The organism is Streptomyces musisoli (genome assembly GCF_016741855.1).
GTDB classification, from domain to species: domain Bacteria; phylum Actinomycetota; class Actinomycetes; order Streptomycetales; family Streptomycetaceae; genus Streptomyces; species Streptomyces musisoli.
In genome coordinates, this window is the sequence record NZ_JAERRH010000032.1 from 1 (window position 1) to 15,518 (window position 15,518).

Here is a 15,518-nt window from a genome sequence, read left to right on the forward strand (position 1 = left end):
GCCGGTCTACTGACCACCGGTCCCGCTCACCAGCGGGCCTGACGAAGCCCACGGCTCTGACCAGCTCAGATGCCGTGGGCTTCGGTCGTTGCCGCTCGGTGCCGGGCCTCCTCGTAACAGTAGGGGCGGCCCGGAGCGCGCGCAGCCGCCGTCAGGCCGTTCGGCCGTAGGGTCCGGCACCGGCCGGTGCGCTCGCTTCGGCGGCCTCCCGCACGCCGCAGGCGAGCACCGCGCACGTGAACGCGATCGCCGGGGCCTTCCAGTCCCAGGAGGCGACGAGGATCACCGGTACGACGAGCATCGAATGGACGGCGGAGACGGCGAACGCCCCCCGCGCCCAGCCCCCGCCGGTCACCGGCCGGCGTACGGCCGCCCAGTGGCACCACCACAGTCCGGCGGCCACCGCCGCGAGGCCGGCCATCACGGCAGCGCCCAGCCGGGCCAGATCGGCAGCGGTGACGCCGTCAGGGTCGAGTGCGGTCGAGCCGGTCGTGTGCACGCTCAAGGCGACCGCAGTCCATCCGAGGGCCGCCGCACTCAGCAAGGAAGCCAGAACCGCTGCGCGCCGCCGGCCCCAACTCATCCCGGGCCGCATGGAGTTCGATTTCATGACTCATTCTAGGCACCGCCCGGAACAGGGACGCGGCGATCGCGCCTGTGACCGAACTCCACTGACTCCTCAACGGCTGCATACCTTGCCGTCCTTCGGCACCGTTCCGTTCAGCAGGTAGGCGTCCACCGTCGAGTCGACACACTCGGTGCCACTGGCGTACGCCCCATGTCCCTCGCCCTTCCAGGTGAGTTCGATCCCCACGCCCCGGCCCAGCTCGTCGGCCATCCGGCGCGCGCCCTCGTACGGCGTGGCCGGGTCGCCGGTGTTGCCGACCAGCAGGATCGGGGCCGCACCCGGTGCGCTGACCTCCGGGGTGTCGTACTGGCCCGGCACCGGCCAGTCATGGCACCAGCCCGCCGTGTCCCAGCCCAGGTACTCCCCGAACACCGGCGATATCCGCTCGAACTCCGCCAGCCGCCGCTTCGTCTCGGCGAGCGTCGGCCGCTGCCGCTCGTCCAGGCACGATATGACCCGCTGGGAGTGCGTCATCGTGCCGTAGCGACCCGAGGCGTCGCGGTCGTTGTACTCGTCGGCGAGTGCCAGCAGTTCCGAACCGTCGCCTTCCTCCGCGGACTTGAGGGCACCGGTCAGCCTCGGCCAGCCCGGCTCGCTGTACAGCGGCAGGGTGATCCCGGTGACCGCCAGCGTCTGGGTCAGCTTGCGTCCCGACGAGGTCGGCAGCGGGCGGGCGTCGAGGCGCTTCAGCAGGGCGGCTATCTTCCGTGTGCCCTGGGCGGGATCCTGGCCGGTGGACTCGAGGTAGTCGTTCAGGGCCCGCTGGAAGCCGCGGGTCTGGTTCTCCGCGTGGCCCACCGTGTCCGCGGTCGGGTCGACCACCGCGTCGAGCACCATCCGGCCCACCCGCTTGGGGAACAAGTGGGCGTACACCCCGCCGAGTTCGGTGCCGTAGGACATGCCGAAGTAGTGCAGCCGGGTGTCGCCGAGGACCTGGCGCATCAGGTCCATGTCGCGGGCCGTGTCGGTGGTGGACACATGGGCCAGCAGCGGGCCGGCGGCCTGCCGGCAGCCCTTGCCGAAGTCGGTGGCGTCCTGGAAGTACGCCCTCTCCTCGGCCGGGGTGTCCGGTGTGGCGTCCACCGCCTCGGCGGCCTCGATCTCCCGGTCGCCGCGGCAGCGCACGCCCTCGCTCCCGGCGACCCCGCGTGGGTCCCAGCTGACCAGGTCGTAGCGCTCGTGGAGCGCGGAGACGGTCTCCTCGAAGTACGGCATCGTCGACACGCCCGAGCCGCCGGGACCGCCGAAGTTGAACAGCAGCGAACCGATGCGGTCGCCGCCGGTCGCCCGCGCGCGGATGAGGGAGAGCCCGATCGTTCTGCCGCCCGGCGCGGACCAGTCCAGCGGCACCTTGAGCGTCGCGCACCGCCAGGCGTCGCCCGGGGCGGCGGAACTCCCGGTGGCCTTGCAGCGGTCCCAGTCGAGGCGCTGGGAGGTGAGGGAGGACGGAAGGGCCGTCGGCGCCTGCGCGGCTGTGGACCGCGGCGTCGGCGGGGGAGCGGAGCCGGTCCCCTTGCCCTCGTCCCCGTGCCCGTCCTCGCCCGACGAACCGCCGCAGCCGGCGAGCAGCAGCCCTGTCGCCAGCGCGGCCGTCCACCGCATGAACCGCGTCATGCCCACCCCCCTGACAGGCCCGCCGCGTCGTGCCGCGCCGGGCGTTCACGCCATGGTAGGCGCCTCCGGCCCGGTGCATGACGGCCTGTGGATAACCCTCTGACCTGCCAATTCGGCGACCGTCGGGGCAGGGTCAGGAGCAGACGCTCCCGGACTTCGGCAGCTTTCCGTCCAGCAGGTAGCCGTCCACGGCGCTCTGCACGCACTTGTTCTTGCTGTCGTAGGAACCGTGTCCCTGGCCCTTGTACGTCAGCTCCACGCCGACTCCCTTGCCGAGCGCCTCCACCATCCTCCTCGCGCCCTCGTACGGGGTGGCCGGGTCGCCGGTGTTGCCGACGACGAGGATGGGCGCCGAGCCCGGCGCGCTGACGTCGGGGTGGTAGGCGGCGCCCGGCACCGCCCAGTCCGTGCAGCTGAGCATGCCCCAGGCCATGTACGGCCCGAACAGCGCGGAGGCGGCACGGAACTCGGGCAGGTTCCGCTCGACGTCGCCCGTGGTGTACCGCGGTTTCGCGTCGGAACAGCTGATGGCGGTGTTCGCCGCGAGGAGGTTGCTGTACTCGCCGTTCTCGCTGCGGCCGTTCAACGAGTCGGACAACAGCATGAGGATCTTGCCGTCGCCGTCGTACGCCTGCTCCAGCCCCTCCGTGAGGTACTCCCAGAAGTCCTTCGAGTACAGGGACTGCGCGATGCCGTTGGTGGCGGCGGTCTGGGTCAGCCGGCGCGGGAAGATACCGGGGATCGGCTTCTTCTCCAGGTCGTCGAGGAGTTTCGCGATGCGGTCCTTGACGTCCTGCGGGGTGTCACCGACCGGGCACTCCGTCTCCTTCGAGGTGCAGTCCTTCGCGAAGTTGTCGAGGGCGAGCTGGAAGCCCTTGGCCTGGCCGAGGGCGCCCTGCTCCGGGGTCTGCGTGGGATCAACGACGGCGTCGAAGACGGCCCGGCCCACGTGCTTGGGGAACAGGTGGGCGTAGACCCCGCCGAGTTCGGTGCCGTAGGAGATGCCGAAGTAGTGCAGCTTGGCGTCGCCGAGGACCTGGCGCATCAGGTCCATGTCGCGGGCCGCGTCCGTGGTGCGCACATGCGGAAGGACCTTCTTGGAGTTCCTCTCGCAGGCCGCGTTGAACTTCTTGGTGCGCCGGAGGAGGTCGGCGCGTTCGGCCTTGTCGTCCGGGGTGGCGTCCTGCTGGAAGAACACGTCCAGCTGGGCGTTGCTCACGCATTCCACCGGTGCGCTGCGGCCGACCCCGCGCGGGTCGAAGCTGACCAGGTCGTAGCGGGTGCGCAGGGTGGTGTAGTCCGAGCCGAACGCGGGCAGCGTGGTGACGCCGCTGCCGCCCGGGCCGCCGAAGTTGAACACGAGCGAGCCGATCCGTTTGCTCGCGGGGCCACTGGTCCGGGCGCGGATCAGGGCGATGCCGATCGTGTCGCCCTTCGGCTTGCTCCAGTCCAGCGGCGCCTTCATGGTGGCGCACTGCCACTCCCCGCCGTGCGGCAGCGGCGACGGGGCGCTGCCGCCGCCCTCCGCCTCGGACGGCGCCGGGCAGTCCTTCCAGTCCAGTTTCTGCGCCGTGAGGTCCTCGTCCCCGGAGCTGCTGCCGCCGCACCCGGCCAGCACGGCGGAGAGCAGCGCAGCGGTGGTGATCAACGCGGCGGCACGCAGCCTGGAGGGGTTCACCATGCTTCCATCGTGGGGGCGTACACGCCGGCTCGCGCGGGGCGCGGGCCGTCCGGGGTACCTCACCCGACGAGGGCGATCACAGGGCTCCCTTGCGGGTGAGGTGGTTGAAGGCCAGCCAGCCCGGCAGCACGGGCAGCCACAGGGTCAGCAGCCGGAACAGCAGCACGGCCGGCGCGGCGACCTCCTTGGGCAGTCCCACGGCGATCAGCCCGACGGTGAGGGTGGCCTCGACCGCGCCCACACCGCCCGGGGTGGGCGCCGCGGAACCGAGGGCGTTGCCGGCGAGGAAGACCACGGCGACGCTGGCGATGCTCAGCGACACCGAGCCGTCGCCGAAGGCCCGGATGGAGGCGTCCAGGCACATGACGAAGCAGGCGGTCAGCAGGAGCATGCCGCCGATGCCGGTGACGAGCTTCTGGGGCCGCTGGAGCACGTCGAGCATGCGCGGCACGACACCCGCGAACAGCGACCTCACGCGCGTGACGACGAATTTCCGCAGGAACGGCACCGAGGTGACCACGAGGACCAGGACGGCCACGGTCAGCAGGCCCGCGATGACCGTGCGGGACGGCGACAGCGACGGCGTCTTCTCCGTGCCGGTCAGGTAGCCGAAGGACAGCAGCATCAGGATGTGGCAGCCGAGCCCGAACAACTGGGAGGCGCCGACGCTCGCCACCGCGAGCCCCGGGCGCACGCCGGCGCGCTGAAGGAAGCGCGTATTGAGGGCCACACCGCCGACCGCGGCCGGCGCCACGATCTTCACGAACGACCCGGCGACCTGCGCCGCCACGGTCCGCGGGAACGGCACCCGCTCCGGCACGAACCCCAGCAGGGCCATCGCCGCGGCGACGTAGCTGAGCGCCGAGAACAGCACCGCGGCGATCACCCAGCCCCACTGGGCCTGCGCGAACAGCGTGCCGAACTCGATGTGGGTGAGCTGCGTCAGCAGGTAGTACGCGCCGAACGCGCCGGCGATGAAGCTGATCAGCGTGCGCGGCCTGACCCGCTCCAGCCGGGCCGGTTCCACGGGCGCCTGGGGCCTGATCCGCAGCACCTGGTGCCGGATCTGGGTGAGCAGGTCCTCCTCGCGGGCCTCCTCCAGGGCCTCGTCGATGGCCCGCTTCTCCGCGCGCTGCTCGGCGCGGACCGTCTTCTTGTCGGGCTTCTCCAGGACGGGCGGGGCCGTCTCGGACGCCTCCTCCACACGGGCCTGCTTGGCCTGCCGGGAGGCTTCGAGGACCGCTTCGCGTTCACGCTGGGCCCGCTCCCGGGCCAGCCGGCGCAGCGTCGCGCGCGTGGAGCGCGTCAGGGCGATCGGCTGGAGCATCGGCAGACAGTCGGCGACCGCGTCCGGGCCGAGCACCCCGACCGCCGAGGCGACGGCACGTTCCGCGCCGACCCGCAGGCCGAGCGTGGTGACCAGCTGGGCGACGTCCATCCGCAGCAGCAGTTCACCGGCCGCGATCTCGCCGCCGCGCAGCTCGGTGAGGATCACCCTGCCGGAACGATCCACCAGAATGGCGTCGCCCGCGAGCCTGCGGTGCGCGATACGCCGCGACTGGAGCGCCTGCACCTGGTGCCAGGTGTTGCGCAGCAGTTCGTCGGTGATCTCGTCGTCGGCCAGGGAGTCCAGGGTGCGTCCGCCGCTGTGCTCGTAGACGAGCATGACGGCGTCGGGGCCGAGTTCGGCGGTGGCGATCAGCTTGGGCGCGTTGGCGCCCGCCGCGATCGCCGCGTAGGCCAGCAGTGCCTCCTGCTCCAGCGCCTGGCGCAGCGACTGGAGGCTGGAGCGGGTGGCGAAGCCGCGCAGGGTGAGATTCCGCCAGGCGCGGTAGAAGAAGCCCTGTGCCTGCTGTTCCCGGTCGACGACCGTGACGTCCAGCGGCGGGCCGTCCTCCAGGGTGACGAAGTAGCGCCGGCCCCGGTCGCCGGTCTCCGATTCCTGGGTTTCCTCCCGGGCGGCGCTGAGCGGGTGGAAGCCGACGTGCCTGAGGCCCGCCATCAGGGTCTGGCCGGTCGGGCGGACGTTGGGGGAGCCGACCGCGTAAAGGGTGCCGTAGGCGACGGTCCAGCCGATCAGGACCGTCAGGATGATCGAGAAGGGGGTTGTGTAGCCGGTGACCAGCATCGAGAACGCGTCGAGCAGCAGCACGATCCACAGCACCGCGCGCCATCTGGGTCTGCGGGACATGCCGACGGCCGACATGTAGGCGATCACGGGCGCCAGGTAGCCGTGCACCGGGTCGGTCAGCGCGTGGATGTCGCCCGGCGAGGGCTGGGTGAGCGCCTCCTGGATCGAGTCCGGGGCGGCCCGGGCGACCCACAGGTCGGTGGCGAGCGTCACTCCGTGGGCCAGGACGGCCGCGAGGACGCCGTCGGCGATGCGCAGACCGTCCCGTTTGATCAGCCGTTCGATCGCGAAGGCGACCGGCACCAGCAGGATCGCGATGCTGGACGCCAGTCCCGCGATCTTGATGAGCAGGTCCGGGGCCTGCCCGGTGCCCTTGTTGATGTCCTGTTCGAGGCCCGAGGTGGTGCCGTGCGCGAACGCGGCGATCGCGAGCAGCACCACGATGGCGAGCACGCCCACCAGGAGCCGCATGAGGTCCGAGGGGCGGTGCACGCGCGCGGGGAGCAGCGGTTCGTCGCCCTCCACCTGCTCGGCATGGGGATCGTCGTCGGCCTGCTCGGCGTGCGGGTCGCCGTCGGCGCCCGGAGGAGGCACGGAAAGCGCGTTCCCCGGGCCGGGCGCCGCTTCGTCGGCATCCGCGCCGCCGTGACGCGTGCGCGTGGCGGCGGTCTCGTCGGCTTCCGTGGCGTCTCCCCCCGCGCGCGGGTCGTCGTCCTTGCGCGGACCGGTGTCCTCCTGGTGCGCTCCGGCGCCGCCCTCGCCCGCGCGGGCGGTGTGCCGGCGCGCGGAGGCGTCAGGGGTGCCCGCCGTTCCTTCGGGGTGCACGCCCTGCTCCTTCGTGGTCTCTTCTTGGTCTCGTATCACCAGTCACCGCCCGCACGATGGTGGCATGCCCCACCGACACGCGAGGGCATCAGGGTGCGGATGCGCGGGCGCACAGTCTGCCGGAAGGACCGCCCGGGGGCGAGGGGACCGTTCCCCGCGCACCCCGCCGGGACGCCCGCAGGGTGCGGCAGGATGGGGTGAATGAGCGAGCAGAGCCCTCCCGAGGACGCCCCCGAGGCGTATGCGGACGCGCTGCCGGAGTACGCCGAGCGGGTCCTCGAGGTCGCCGAGCGGATTCCGGCGGGCCGGGTCATGACCTACGGCGATGTCGCCGAGTGGCTGGAGGAGGGCGGCCCACGGCAGGTGGGCCGGGTGATGGCGCTCTACGGGGGCGCCGTGCCGTGGTGGCGCGTCGTACGCGCCGACGGCGTGCTGCTGCCCGGACACGAACTGCGTGCGCTCGGTCACTACCGCGCGGAGGGCACGCCGCTGAAGCAGGCGGGCAGGAGCACGGAGGGGCATCTGCCGCGGCTCGACATGCGACGGGCCCGGTGGGACGGCGGCGTGGACGCGGAGGGTCACACCTGACAGCTTCCGCCATCGGATGCCGCCAGGGCAGACCTGTGGCCCGTTCGAGGGACATCGGGGACGTCCGTGGCATGCCGTACGTTCGTGAGGGGTGGGACATGCGAGGCCCGCGCGCCGCGAGGGAAGAATCGGAAGCTCTGCTTCCGCCCGGAGCGGCGGCGTAGCGTCGGCAGCACGTGGCCCCCTCACCCCGCGGCCACCGCCTCGCACGCGTGACCGCCCGCCCACCAGCACAACCACCAGGACCGGACGATCACGTGAGCTCCTCTTCCTCCACCAGGCGCCTGCCGCACCCCTCGGTGCGGCAGGGGAGCCGTGGCGCTTACCGACTGGTTCGTACCCCGCCGGCCGTCATGGACCCCCCTCGACTGGACGCGGCGCAGCGCGCCGTGGTTGATCATCGGACCGGACCGCTTCTCGTCCTCGCCGGTCCCGGCACCGGCAAGACCACCACCCTCGTCGAGTCGGTGGCCGCGCGGATCGCCCGGGGCGGCGACCCCGCGCGGATCCTGGTGCTGACGTTCAGCCGCAAGGCCGCCGTCGACCTGCGTGACCGCATGGCCCTGCGCATGGGCGCCGCCCGCGCGCCCAGGGCGACCACGTTCCACTCGTACTGCTACGCACTGGTCCGCGCCCACCAGGACAGCGACCGGTTCACCGAGCCGCTGCGCCTGCTCTCCGGCCCCGAGCAGGACGTCGCCGTCCGCGAGCTGCTCGCCGGCCAGCCCGAACTGGAGCGGCTCGGACTGACCCATGTGCGCTGGCCGGACGAACTGCGCGCCTGCCTGACCACGCGTGGCTTCGCCGACGAGGTCCGCGCTGTCCTCGCCCGCACCCGCGAGCTGGGCCTCGGCGCGGACGCCCTGGACGCCTTCGCGCGCCGCATCGGCCGCCCCGACTGGCGGGCCGCGGCGGCGTTCCTCGCCGAGTACCTCGACACGCTCGACCTCCAGGGCGTGATCGACTACGCGGAACTGGTGCACCGCGCGGTCCTGCTCGCCCACCGCCCGGAGACCGCGGCACGGCTCGCGGCCCAGTACGACGCCGTGTACGTCGACGAGTACCAGGACACCGACCCCGCCCAGGTCCGGCTCCTGCGGGCACTGGCCGGCCAGGGACGCACCCTGGTCGCCTTCGGCGACCCCGACCAGTCGATCTACGCCTTCCGGGGCGCCGACGTGAACGGCATCCTCGACTTCCCGGCCGCCTTCCCGCGCGCGGACGGCCGCCCCGCCCCCGTCGAGGTGCTGCGCACCTCCCGCCGTTCCGGCGCCGCCCTGCTGGCCGCGACCCGCCTGATCACCCGGCGCATGCCGCTGACCCGGCTGCCCGGCGACAAGGTCCGCGCGCACCGGGAGCCGGCCCCCGTAGGGGACGGCGGCCGGGTCGAGGTCCAGACGTACCCGACGGCCGGCGCGGAACTCGACAACATCGCGGACATCCTGCGCCGCGCTCACCTGGAGGACGGCGTCCCCTGGAGCGACATGGCCGTCCTGGTACGCGCCGGCTCCCGCACCCTGCCGACCTTCCGCCGGGCCCTCACCGCGGCCGGCGTCCCCGTGGACATCGACGGCGACGACCTGCCGCTGCGGCACGAGCCGGCCGTGGCGCCGCTGCTCGCCGCCCTGCGCGCGGTGGCCAGGGCGGAGGCGACGCGCCACGAGCAGGCGACGCGCCACGAGCAGGCGACCGGGCGCGGCGACCACGGCGGACCGTTCCCCACCGCCGGTGCCGACGACGGGGCGGCCGGTGAGGGGGACGGGCCGGCCGGTATCGAGGAAGGGTCGGTCGTAGCGGGGGCGGGGTCGGCCGACGTCGAGGAAGGGTCGGTCGTAGCCGAGGAGGAGTCGGCTGAGGCCGACGGCGGGGCGGCCGGTGACGAAGAGGTGGTGGCCGGTGCCGAGGAGGTGGTGGACGGCGTCGCGCAGCGAGTCCTGGACGGCTGCTGGCTCGACACCGAAACCGCCCTCACCCTGCTCGCCTCTCCGCTCGCCGGCATGGACGCCGCCGACCTGCGCCGCCTCGGACGCGCCCTGCGCGAGGAGGAGAGGGCCGCCGGGAACCCCGTGCCGCCGCCCTCCGACGAGCTGCTCACGCGCGCGCTCGCCGAACCCGAGCGGCTGGCCGTGCACGACCCGGCCTACGCACGCGGGGCACAGCGCCTCGGCGCACTGCTGCGCAAGGCCCGCGAGCGCCTCGCGGGCGGCGGTACGGCCGAGGAGGCGCTGTGGGACCTGTGGCAGGGCACACCGTGGCCCTCGCGCCTGGAGCGGTCCGCCCGGCGCGGCGGCGCCGCCGGCCGCAACGCCGACCGGGACCTGGACGCCGTGTGCGCGCTGTTCGCCACCGCCGCGCGCGCGGAGGAGCGCACCGGGGGCCGCGGCGCCCTGAACTTCCTGGAGGAGATCGAGGCCGAGGACATAGCCGCCGACACGCTCGCGCGCCGCGCGGTACGCCCCGACGCGGTCCGCGTGATGACCGCGCACCGCTCCAAGGGCCTGGAGTGGCGGCTGGTCGTCGTCGCCGGCGTCCAGGAGGGACTCTGGCCCGACCTGCGGCGCCGCGGCTCGCTGCTGGAGGCCGACCGCATCGGCCGCGACGGACTCGCCGAGCCGCTGACCCCGGGTGCGCTGCTCGCCGAGGAGCGCCGCCTGTTCTACGTCGCCGCCACGCGCGCGCGTGACCGGCTCGTCGTCACCGCTGTGAAGGCACCGGCCGACGACGGCGACCAGCCGTCCCGGTTCCTGACCGAGCTGGGCGTCGAGCCCAAGGACGTCGGCGGGCGCCCCCGCCGCCCGCTGGCCGTCGCCGCGCTCGTCGCCGAGCTGCGCGCCACGACGGTCGACCCGCGCGCGTCGGCCGCCCTGCGCGAGGCCGCCGCCCGCCGGCTCGCCCGGCTCGCCGCGCTCGCCGACGAGGACGGCCGGCCGCTGGTGCCGTCCGCGCACCCCTACCGCTGGTGGGGCATGTTCGAGCCGACCGAGAGCAAGGTGCCGCTGCGCCACCGGGACCAGCCCGTGGTGCTCTCCGGCAGCGCGCTCGACCAGCTCGCCAACACCTGCGCGCTCCAGTGGTTCCTGGGCCGCGAGGTGAAGGCCGACGCCCCCGCCACCACCGCGCAGGGCTTCGGCAACGTCGTGCACGTCCTCGCCGACGAGGTCGCCTCCGGCACTACCCCCGCCGACCTCGACGTCCTGATGGAACGCCTGGACTCCGTGTGGAACGCGCTCGCCTTCGACGCCCCCTGGAAGTCGGAGCAGGAGAAGGCCAACGCGCGCGTGGCGCTGGAGCGCTTCCTGAACTGGCATGTGCTGGACCGTGCCGGCCGCACCACGGTGGCCAGCGAGCAGGACTTCGACGTCACCCTCGAAGCGGGCGACTACCAGGTCCGCGTCCGCGGCCAGATGGACCGCGTGGAGACGGACGCCGAGGGCCGGGCCTACGTGGTCGACTTCAAGACCGGCAAACAGGCGCCCACGGCGCGCGAGGTGGAGCGGCATCCGCAGCTCGCCGTCTACCAGCTCGCCGTCCGCGAGGGCGCCGTCGACACGGCCTTCGACGGCGTGCACCCCGAACCGGGCGGCGCCGAACTGGTCCACCTCAGACAGGGCGCCGCCAAGCGCGACGGGGGCGACGGCGTGCCCAAGGTGCAGACCCAGGAGCCGCTGGCGGGGGAGTGGGTCGGCGAGCTGCTGGCCACGGCCGCCGGAAGGGTCCTCGACGAGCGGTTCACGCCCAGCACCGGCCAGCACTGCACGCACTGCGCCTTCCGCGCCTCGTGCAGCGCACGGCCGGAGGGCCGGCACGTGGTGGAGTGACACGTACCCAGGGCGGCGTGCGGCGAGGCGGCGCCTGAGCGGTGGGTGTCCGAGGCGGCCGGTGTCCGAGGCGGCGCCTGAGCGGTGGGTGTCCGAGGCGGCCGGTGTCCGAGGCGGCGCCTCCGCGGTGGGTGTCCGAGGCCGCCGGTGTCCGAGGCGGCGCCTCCGCGGCCGGTGTCCGTGGTCGGAGCGGGCGTACGCGGTGCGTGTGCGAGGGATACGCGTCCGCGGTGGCTGTCCGCAGTCGGCTGAGGCGTCCGCCGAGGGGTCCGCGGTGAGGGTGACGCGTCCGCCATGGATGTCCGCGGTGGGCGAGCGACGGGTCCGCGCCGGATGCCCGCTGCGGGGGCGAGGGGGCCCTCGGCGGGTGGACGTCGGGAGGGTGACGTACGGCACCACACGGGCTGACCTGCGTTTCCTTCATCCCGGACGGTCGATCCGGCCTCGGTTGTCAGTCCCCGCCGCTAGCCTCTTTCGACATGTCCGCCCGTATCAGCGACCCCGAGCAGCTCAAGGAGCTCCTCGGCATCCCGTTCACCCCGGAGCAGACGGCCTGCATCACCGCGCCGCCCGCCCCGCAGGTGATCGTGGCCGGCGCCGGATCGGGCAAGACGACCGTGATGGCGGCCCGCGTGGTCTGGCTGGTCGGCACCGGACAGGTCGCCCCCGAACAGGTCCTCGGCCTGACCTTCACCAACAAGGCCGCCGGTGAGCTGGCCGAACGCGTCCGCAAGGCGCTGATCAAGGCCGGCGTCACCGACCCCGAGGCCCTCCCGTCACCCGACCGCCTCCCCTCGGCGACGGCGCTTCCCACCGGCCCGGCCCGGCCGGGCCCCGACAACCCGCCCGGCGAGCCGGTCATCTCGACGTACCACGCCTTCGCCGGCCGTCTCCTCACCGACCACGGCCTGCGCCTCGGCCTGGAGCCCAGCTCACGCCTGCTGGCCGACGCCACCCGCTACCAGCTCGCCGCGCGGGTCCTGCGTGAGGCCCCCGGCCCGTACCCGGCGCTGACCCGCTCCTTCGCCGACCTCGTCAGCGACCTGCTCGCCCTCGACTCCGAGCTGGCCGAACACCTCGTCGACCCCGAGGAACTGCGCGCCTGGGACGCCGGACTGCTGCGCACCCTGGAGGGCGCGAAGCTCACCAACGCCGAGCTGCGCAAGGTCCCGGAGACGGCCGCGGCCCGCCGGGAGCTCGCCGACCTCGTCCGGCGCTACCGGACCGCCAAGCGCGAGCGGGACCTGCTCGACTTCGGCGACCAGATCGCCCTGTCGGCCCGCCTCGCCCGCATCCCCGAGGTGGGCCGCCTGCTGCGCGAGGAGTTCCGCGTGGTGCTCCTGGACGAGTACCAGGACACCTCGGTGGCCCAGCGCGTCCTGCTCGCGGGCCTGTTCGGCGACGGCACCGGGCACCCCGTCACCGCCGTCGGGGACCCCTGCCAGGCCATCTACGGATGGCGTGGCGCCTCCGTCGCCAACCTGGACGACTTCCCCGACCACTTCACCCGCTCCGACGGCCGGCCGGCCACCCGGCAGGCGCTCAGCGAGAACCGCCGCAGCGGCGGGCGCCTGCTCGACCTCGCCAACGGCCTCGCCGCGCCGCTGCGTGCCATGCACGCGGGCGTGGAGGCACTCCGGCCGGCCCCCGGAGCCGAGTACGACGGCACGGTCCGCTGCGCCCTGCTGTCCACCCACGCCGAGGAGATCGACTGGATCGCCGACTCCCTCGCCCACCTCGTGCGCACCGGCACGCCGCCCGGCGAGATCGCCGTCCTGTGCCGGACGGCGACCGACTTCGCCGAGATCCAGGGCGCTCTCGTGGCCCGCGACGTCCCCGTCGAGGTGGTCGGCCTGTCCGGGCTGCTGCACCTGCCCGAGATCGCCGACCTCGTCGCCGTCTGCGAGGTGTTGCAGGACCCCGGCGCCAACGCCGCCCTGGTGCGTCTGCTGACGGGACCGCGCTGGCGCATCGGGCCGCGCGACCTCGCCCTGCTGGGCCGGCGCGCCCGCCTGCTGGTCGCCCACGCGCGCGTGGACGGCACCGACGACCCTGACCGCCGGCTCGCGGCCGCCGTGGAGGGCGTCGACCCGTCCGAGGTCGTATCGCTCGCGGACGCCCTGGACACCTTCCTCGAGACGCCGATGGACGGGGGCTTCCACGAAGGTGCCGACGACGGGCTGCCGTTCTCCCCGGACGCGCGCGTGCGCTTCGCGCGGCTCGCCGCCGAACTGCGCGACCTGCGCCGCTCGCTGTCCGACCCGCTCATGGACGTCCTGCACCGCGTCCTCGCCGTCACCGGCCTCGAGGTGGAGCTGTCGGCCTCCCCGCACGCGCTCGCCGCGCGCCGCCGCGAGACCCTGTCCAACTTCCTGGACGTCGCCGCCTCCTTCGCCGCGAGCGACGCGCAGGCGACCCTGCTGGCCTTCCTCGGCTTCCTGCGCACCGCCGCCCAGTACGAGAAGGGGCTCGACAACGCCCTGCCCGGCGGCGAGAACACCGTCAAGGTGCTCACCGCGCACAAGTCCAAGGGCCTGGAATGGGACGTCGTGGCCGTTCCCGGACTCGTGACCGGCACCTTCCCCAGCGCCCAGGGCCGCGAGAAGTGGACCGCGCAGGCCAAGGTGGTGCCGCACGCCCTGCGCGGCGACACCGACACCCTGCCCGACGTCGACGGCTGGGACTCGCGCGGCATGAAGGCCTTCCACGAGGCCATGAAGGACCACCAGCACACCGAGGAACTCCGCCTCGGCTACGTCACCTTCACCCGCCCCCGCTCGCTCCTGCTCGGCTCCGGACACTGGTGGGGCCCCAGCCAGAAGAAGCCGCGCGGCCCCTCCGACTTCCTCCAGGCCCTGTATGCCCACTGCGCCGCCGGACACGGCGAGATCGAGGCATGGGCGGACGAGCCCGCCGAGGACGCGGAGAACCCGGCCCTGCACGCGGCCACCGCCGACCAGGTGTGGCCGCTCCCGCTGGACGACGCCGCCCTGGCCCGCCGGCGTGCCGCCGCCGAGACCGTCCTCGCCCACCTGGACGCCCTCGCCGTCCGGCCCGACGGCCCCGGCCCGGCCCTGCACGACCCCGCCGGCGACGAGCACCCGGACTGGCCCGCCCCACCGGAGGACGACCCCTTCGGCGAGGACCCCTACGGCGAGGAGCCCCACGAGGACTTCCCCTACGAGGAGGACTCCCACGGGCAGGACGCCCCGTACGACGACTCCCCGTACTTGGACGCTTCGTACGCGGAGGATCCGCACGAGGAGGACCCCTTCCGCGAGGTGCTCCCGGACACCGAGGTGCTCCCGGACAGCCAGGCACTCCCGGACGCCGAGGCGTTCCCGGACGACGCGGTGTCCCCGGCCGCCCGGACGCGCCCGCACGGCACGTCCGCCCCCGTCCCGGACGGCCCCGCCGACTGGGACGCCTGGAGCGCCGAGCGGCCCACGGTCCCCCACCAGGCGCCCGCCCCGCAGAGCCGCCCCCGGCCCGCCGGACGGCCGGCCGCGGCCTCCCTCACCCCCGAGGAGGCCCGCGCCATCGCCTCCTGGGACCGCGACCTGGACGCGCTCACCGGAGAGCTGCTGCGCGCCCGCCGGACCGTCACCGACGTCCCGCTGCCCGCCACCCTCACCGCCTCCCAGCTGCTGCTCCTGGCCGAGGACCCGGACGGGCTCGCGCAGGAGCTCGCGCGCCCCATGCCGCGCCCCCCGCAACCGGCCGCGCGCCGGGGCACCCGGTTCCACGCCTGGGTCGAATCCCGCTTCGAGGAGCTGACCCTGCCCCTGCTGGAACCGGACGAGCTGCCCGGCGCCGACGCCGAGATCGCCGACGAACGCGACCTGGAAGCCCTGAAAGAGGCGTTCGAACGCACCGAGTACGCCCGGCGCACCCCCTACCGGGTCGAGGCACCCTTCCAGCTCACCCTCGCCGGCCGCGTCGTCCGGGGCCGCATCGACGCCGTCTACCGGCACGGCGACGGCGACGAGGCGACGTACGAGATCGTCGACTGGAAGACCGGCCGCACCGGCACCGCCGACCCGCTCCAGCTCGCCGTCTACCGGCTGGCCTGGGCGGAGCAGCAGGGCGTGCCGCCCGAGTCGGTCACGGTCACCTTCCTCTACGTGCGCAGCGGCGAGGTCGTACGGCCGACCGGCCTGCCGGACCGGGCCGCGCTGGAGCGGCTGCTCACGGGGGAGACGGAACGGTCACCTTAGGTAACCCGAGTGTGAC

General features: G+C 73.9%; 7 protein-coding genes. 3 read left to right on the plus strand and 4 right to left on the minus strand.

The window, feature by feature from the left end:
• Positions 1-151: 151 nt before the first annotated feature.
• The 4 genes from JK361_RS37720 to JK361_RS37735 form a co-directional block, all read right to left on the minus strand.
• Positions 152-505, minus strand: a complete 354-nt coding sequence (locus JK361_RS37720) for a hypothetical protein (RefSeq protein ID WP_201827094.1) — start codon at positions 503-505, stop codon at positions 152-154.
• 174 nt (positions 506-679) lie between these two features.
• On the minus strand, positions 680-2,242 hold the full coding sequence (locus JK361_RS37725; RefSeq protein WP_201827096.1) for an alpha/beta hydrolase: 1,563 nt from the start codon (positions 2,240-2,242) through the stop codon (positions 680-682).
• Between the two features lie 133 nt (positions 2,243-2,375).
• Positions 2,376-3,923, minus strand: a complete 1,548-nt coding sequence (locus JK361_RS37730) for an alpha/beta hydrolase (RefSeq protein ID WP_201827098.1) — start codon at positions 3,921-3,923, stop codon at positions 2,376-2,378.
• Positions 3,924-3,999: 76 nt separating this feature from the next.
• Complete coding sequence (locus JK361_RS37735; protein WP_307787428.1) at positions 4,000-6,879, minus strand: lysylphosphatidylglycerol synthase domain-containing protein; 2,880 nt, start codon at positions 6,877-6,879, stop codon at positions 4,000-4,002.
• Between the two features lie 201 nt (positions 6,880-7,080).
• On the opposite strand from JK361_RS37735, the gene JK361_RS37740 reads away from it, so the two are divergent.
• The 3 genes from JK361_RS37740 to JK361_RS37750 all read left to right on the plus strand — a co-directional run bounded on the left by JK361_RS37740 (position 7,081) and on the right by JK361_RS37750 (position 15,502).
• Positions 7,081-7,467: an MGMT family protein gene (locus JK361_RS37740; protein ID WP_201827100.1), complete on the plus strand. Its 387-nt coding sequence runs from the start codon at positions 7,081-7,083 to the stop codon at positions 7,465-7,467.
• 257 nt (positions 7,468-7,724) lie between these two features.
• On the plus strand, positions 7,725-11,285 hold the full coding sequence (locus JK361_RS37745) for an ATP-dependent helicase (RefSeq protein WP_201827102.1): 3,561 nt from the start codon (positions 7,725-7,727) through the stop codon (positions 11,283-11,285).
• Positions 11,286-11,764: 479 nt separating this feature from the next.
• Positions 11,765-15,502: a UvrD-helicase domain-containing protein gene (locus JK361_RS37750; RefSeq protein ID WP_201827104.1), complete on the plus strand. Its 3,738-nt coding sequence runs from the start codon at positions 11,765-11,767 to the stop codon at positions 15,500-15,502.
• Positions 15,503-15,518 lie beyond the last annotated feature (16 nt).

Coding starts and splice junctions, on each gene's coding strand:
- JK361_RS37725 (WP_201827096.1), bottom strand. CDS start 2,242: ATGACGCGGTTCATGCGGTGGACGGCCGCGCTGGCGACAGGGCTGCTG.
- JK361_RS37730 (WP_201827098.1), bottom strand. CDS start 3,923: ATGGTGAACCCCTCCAGGCTGCGTGCCGCCGCGTTGATCACCACCGCT.
- JK361_RS37740 (WP_201827100.1), top strand. CDS start 7,081: ATGAGCGAGCAGAGCCCTCCCGAGGACGCCCCCGAGGCGTATGCGGAC.
- JK361_RS37750 (WP_201827104.1), top strand. CDS start 11,765: ATGTCCGCCCGTATCAGCGACCCCGAGCAGCTCAAGGAGCTCCTCGGC.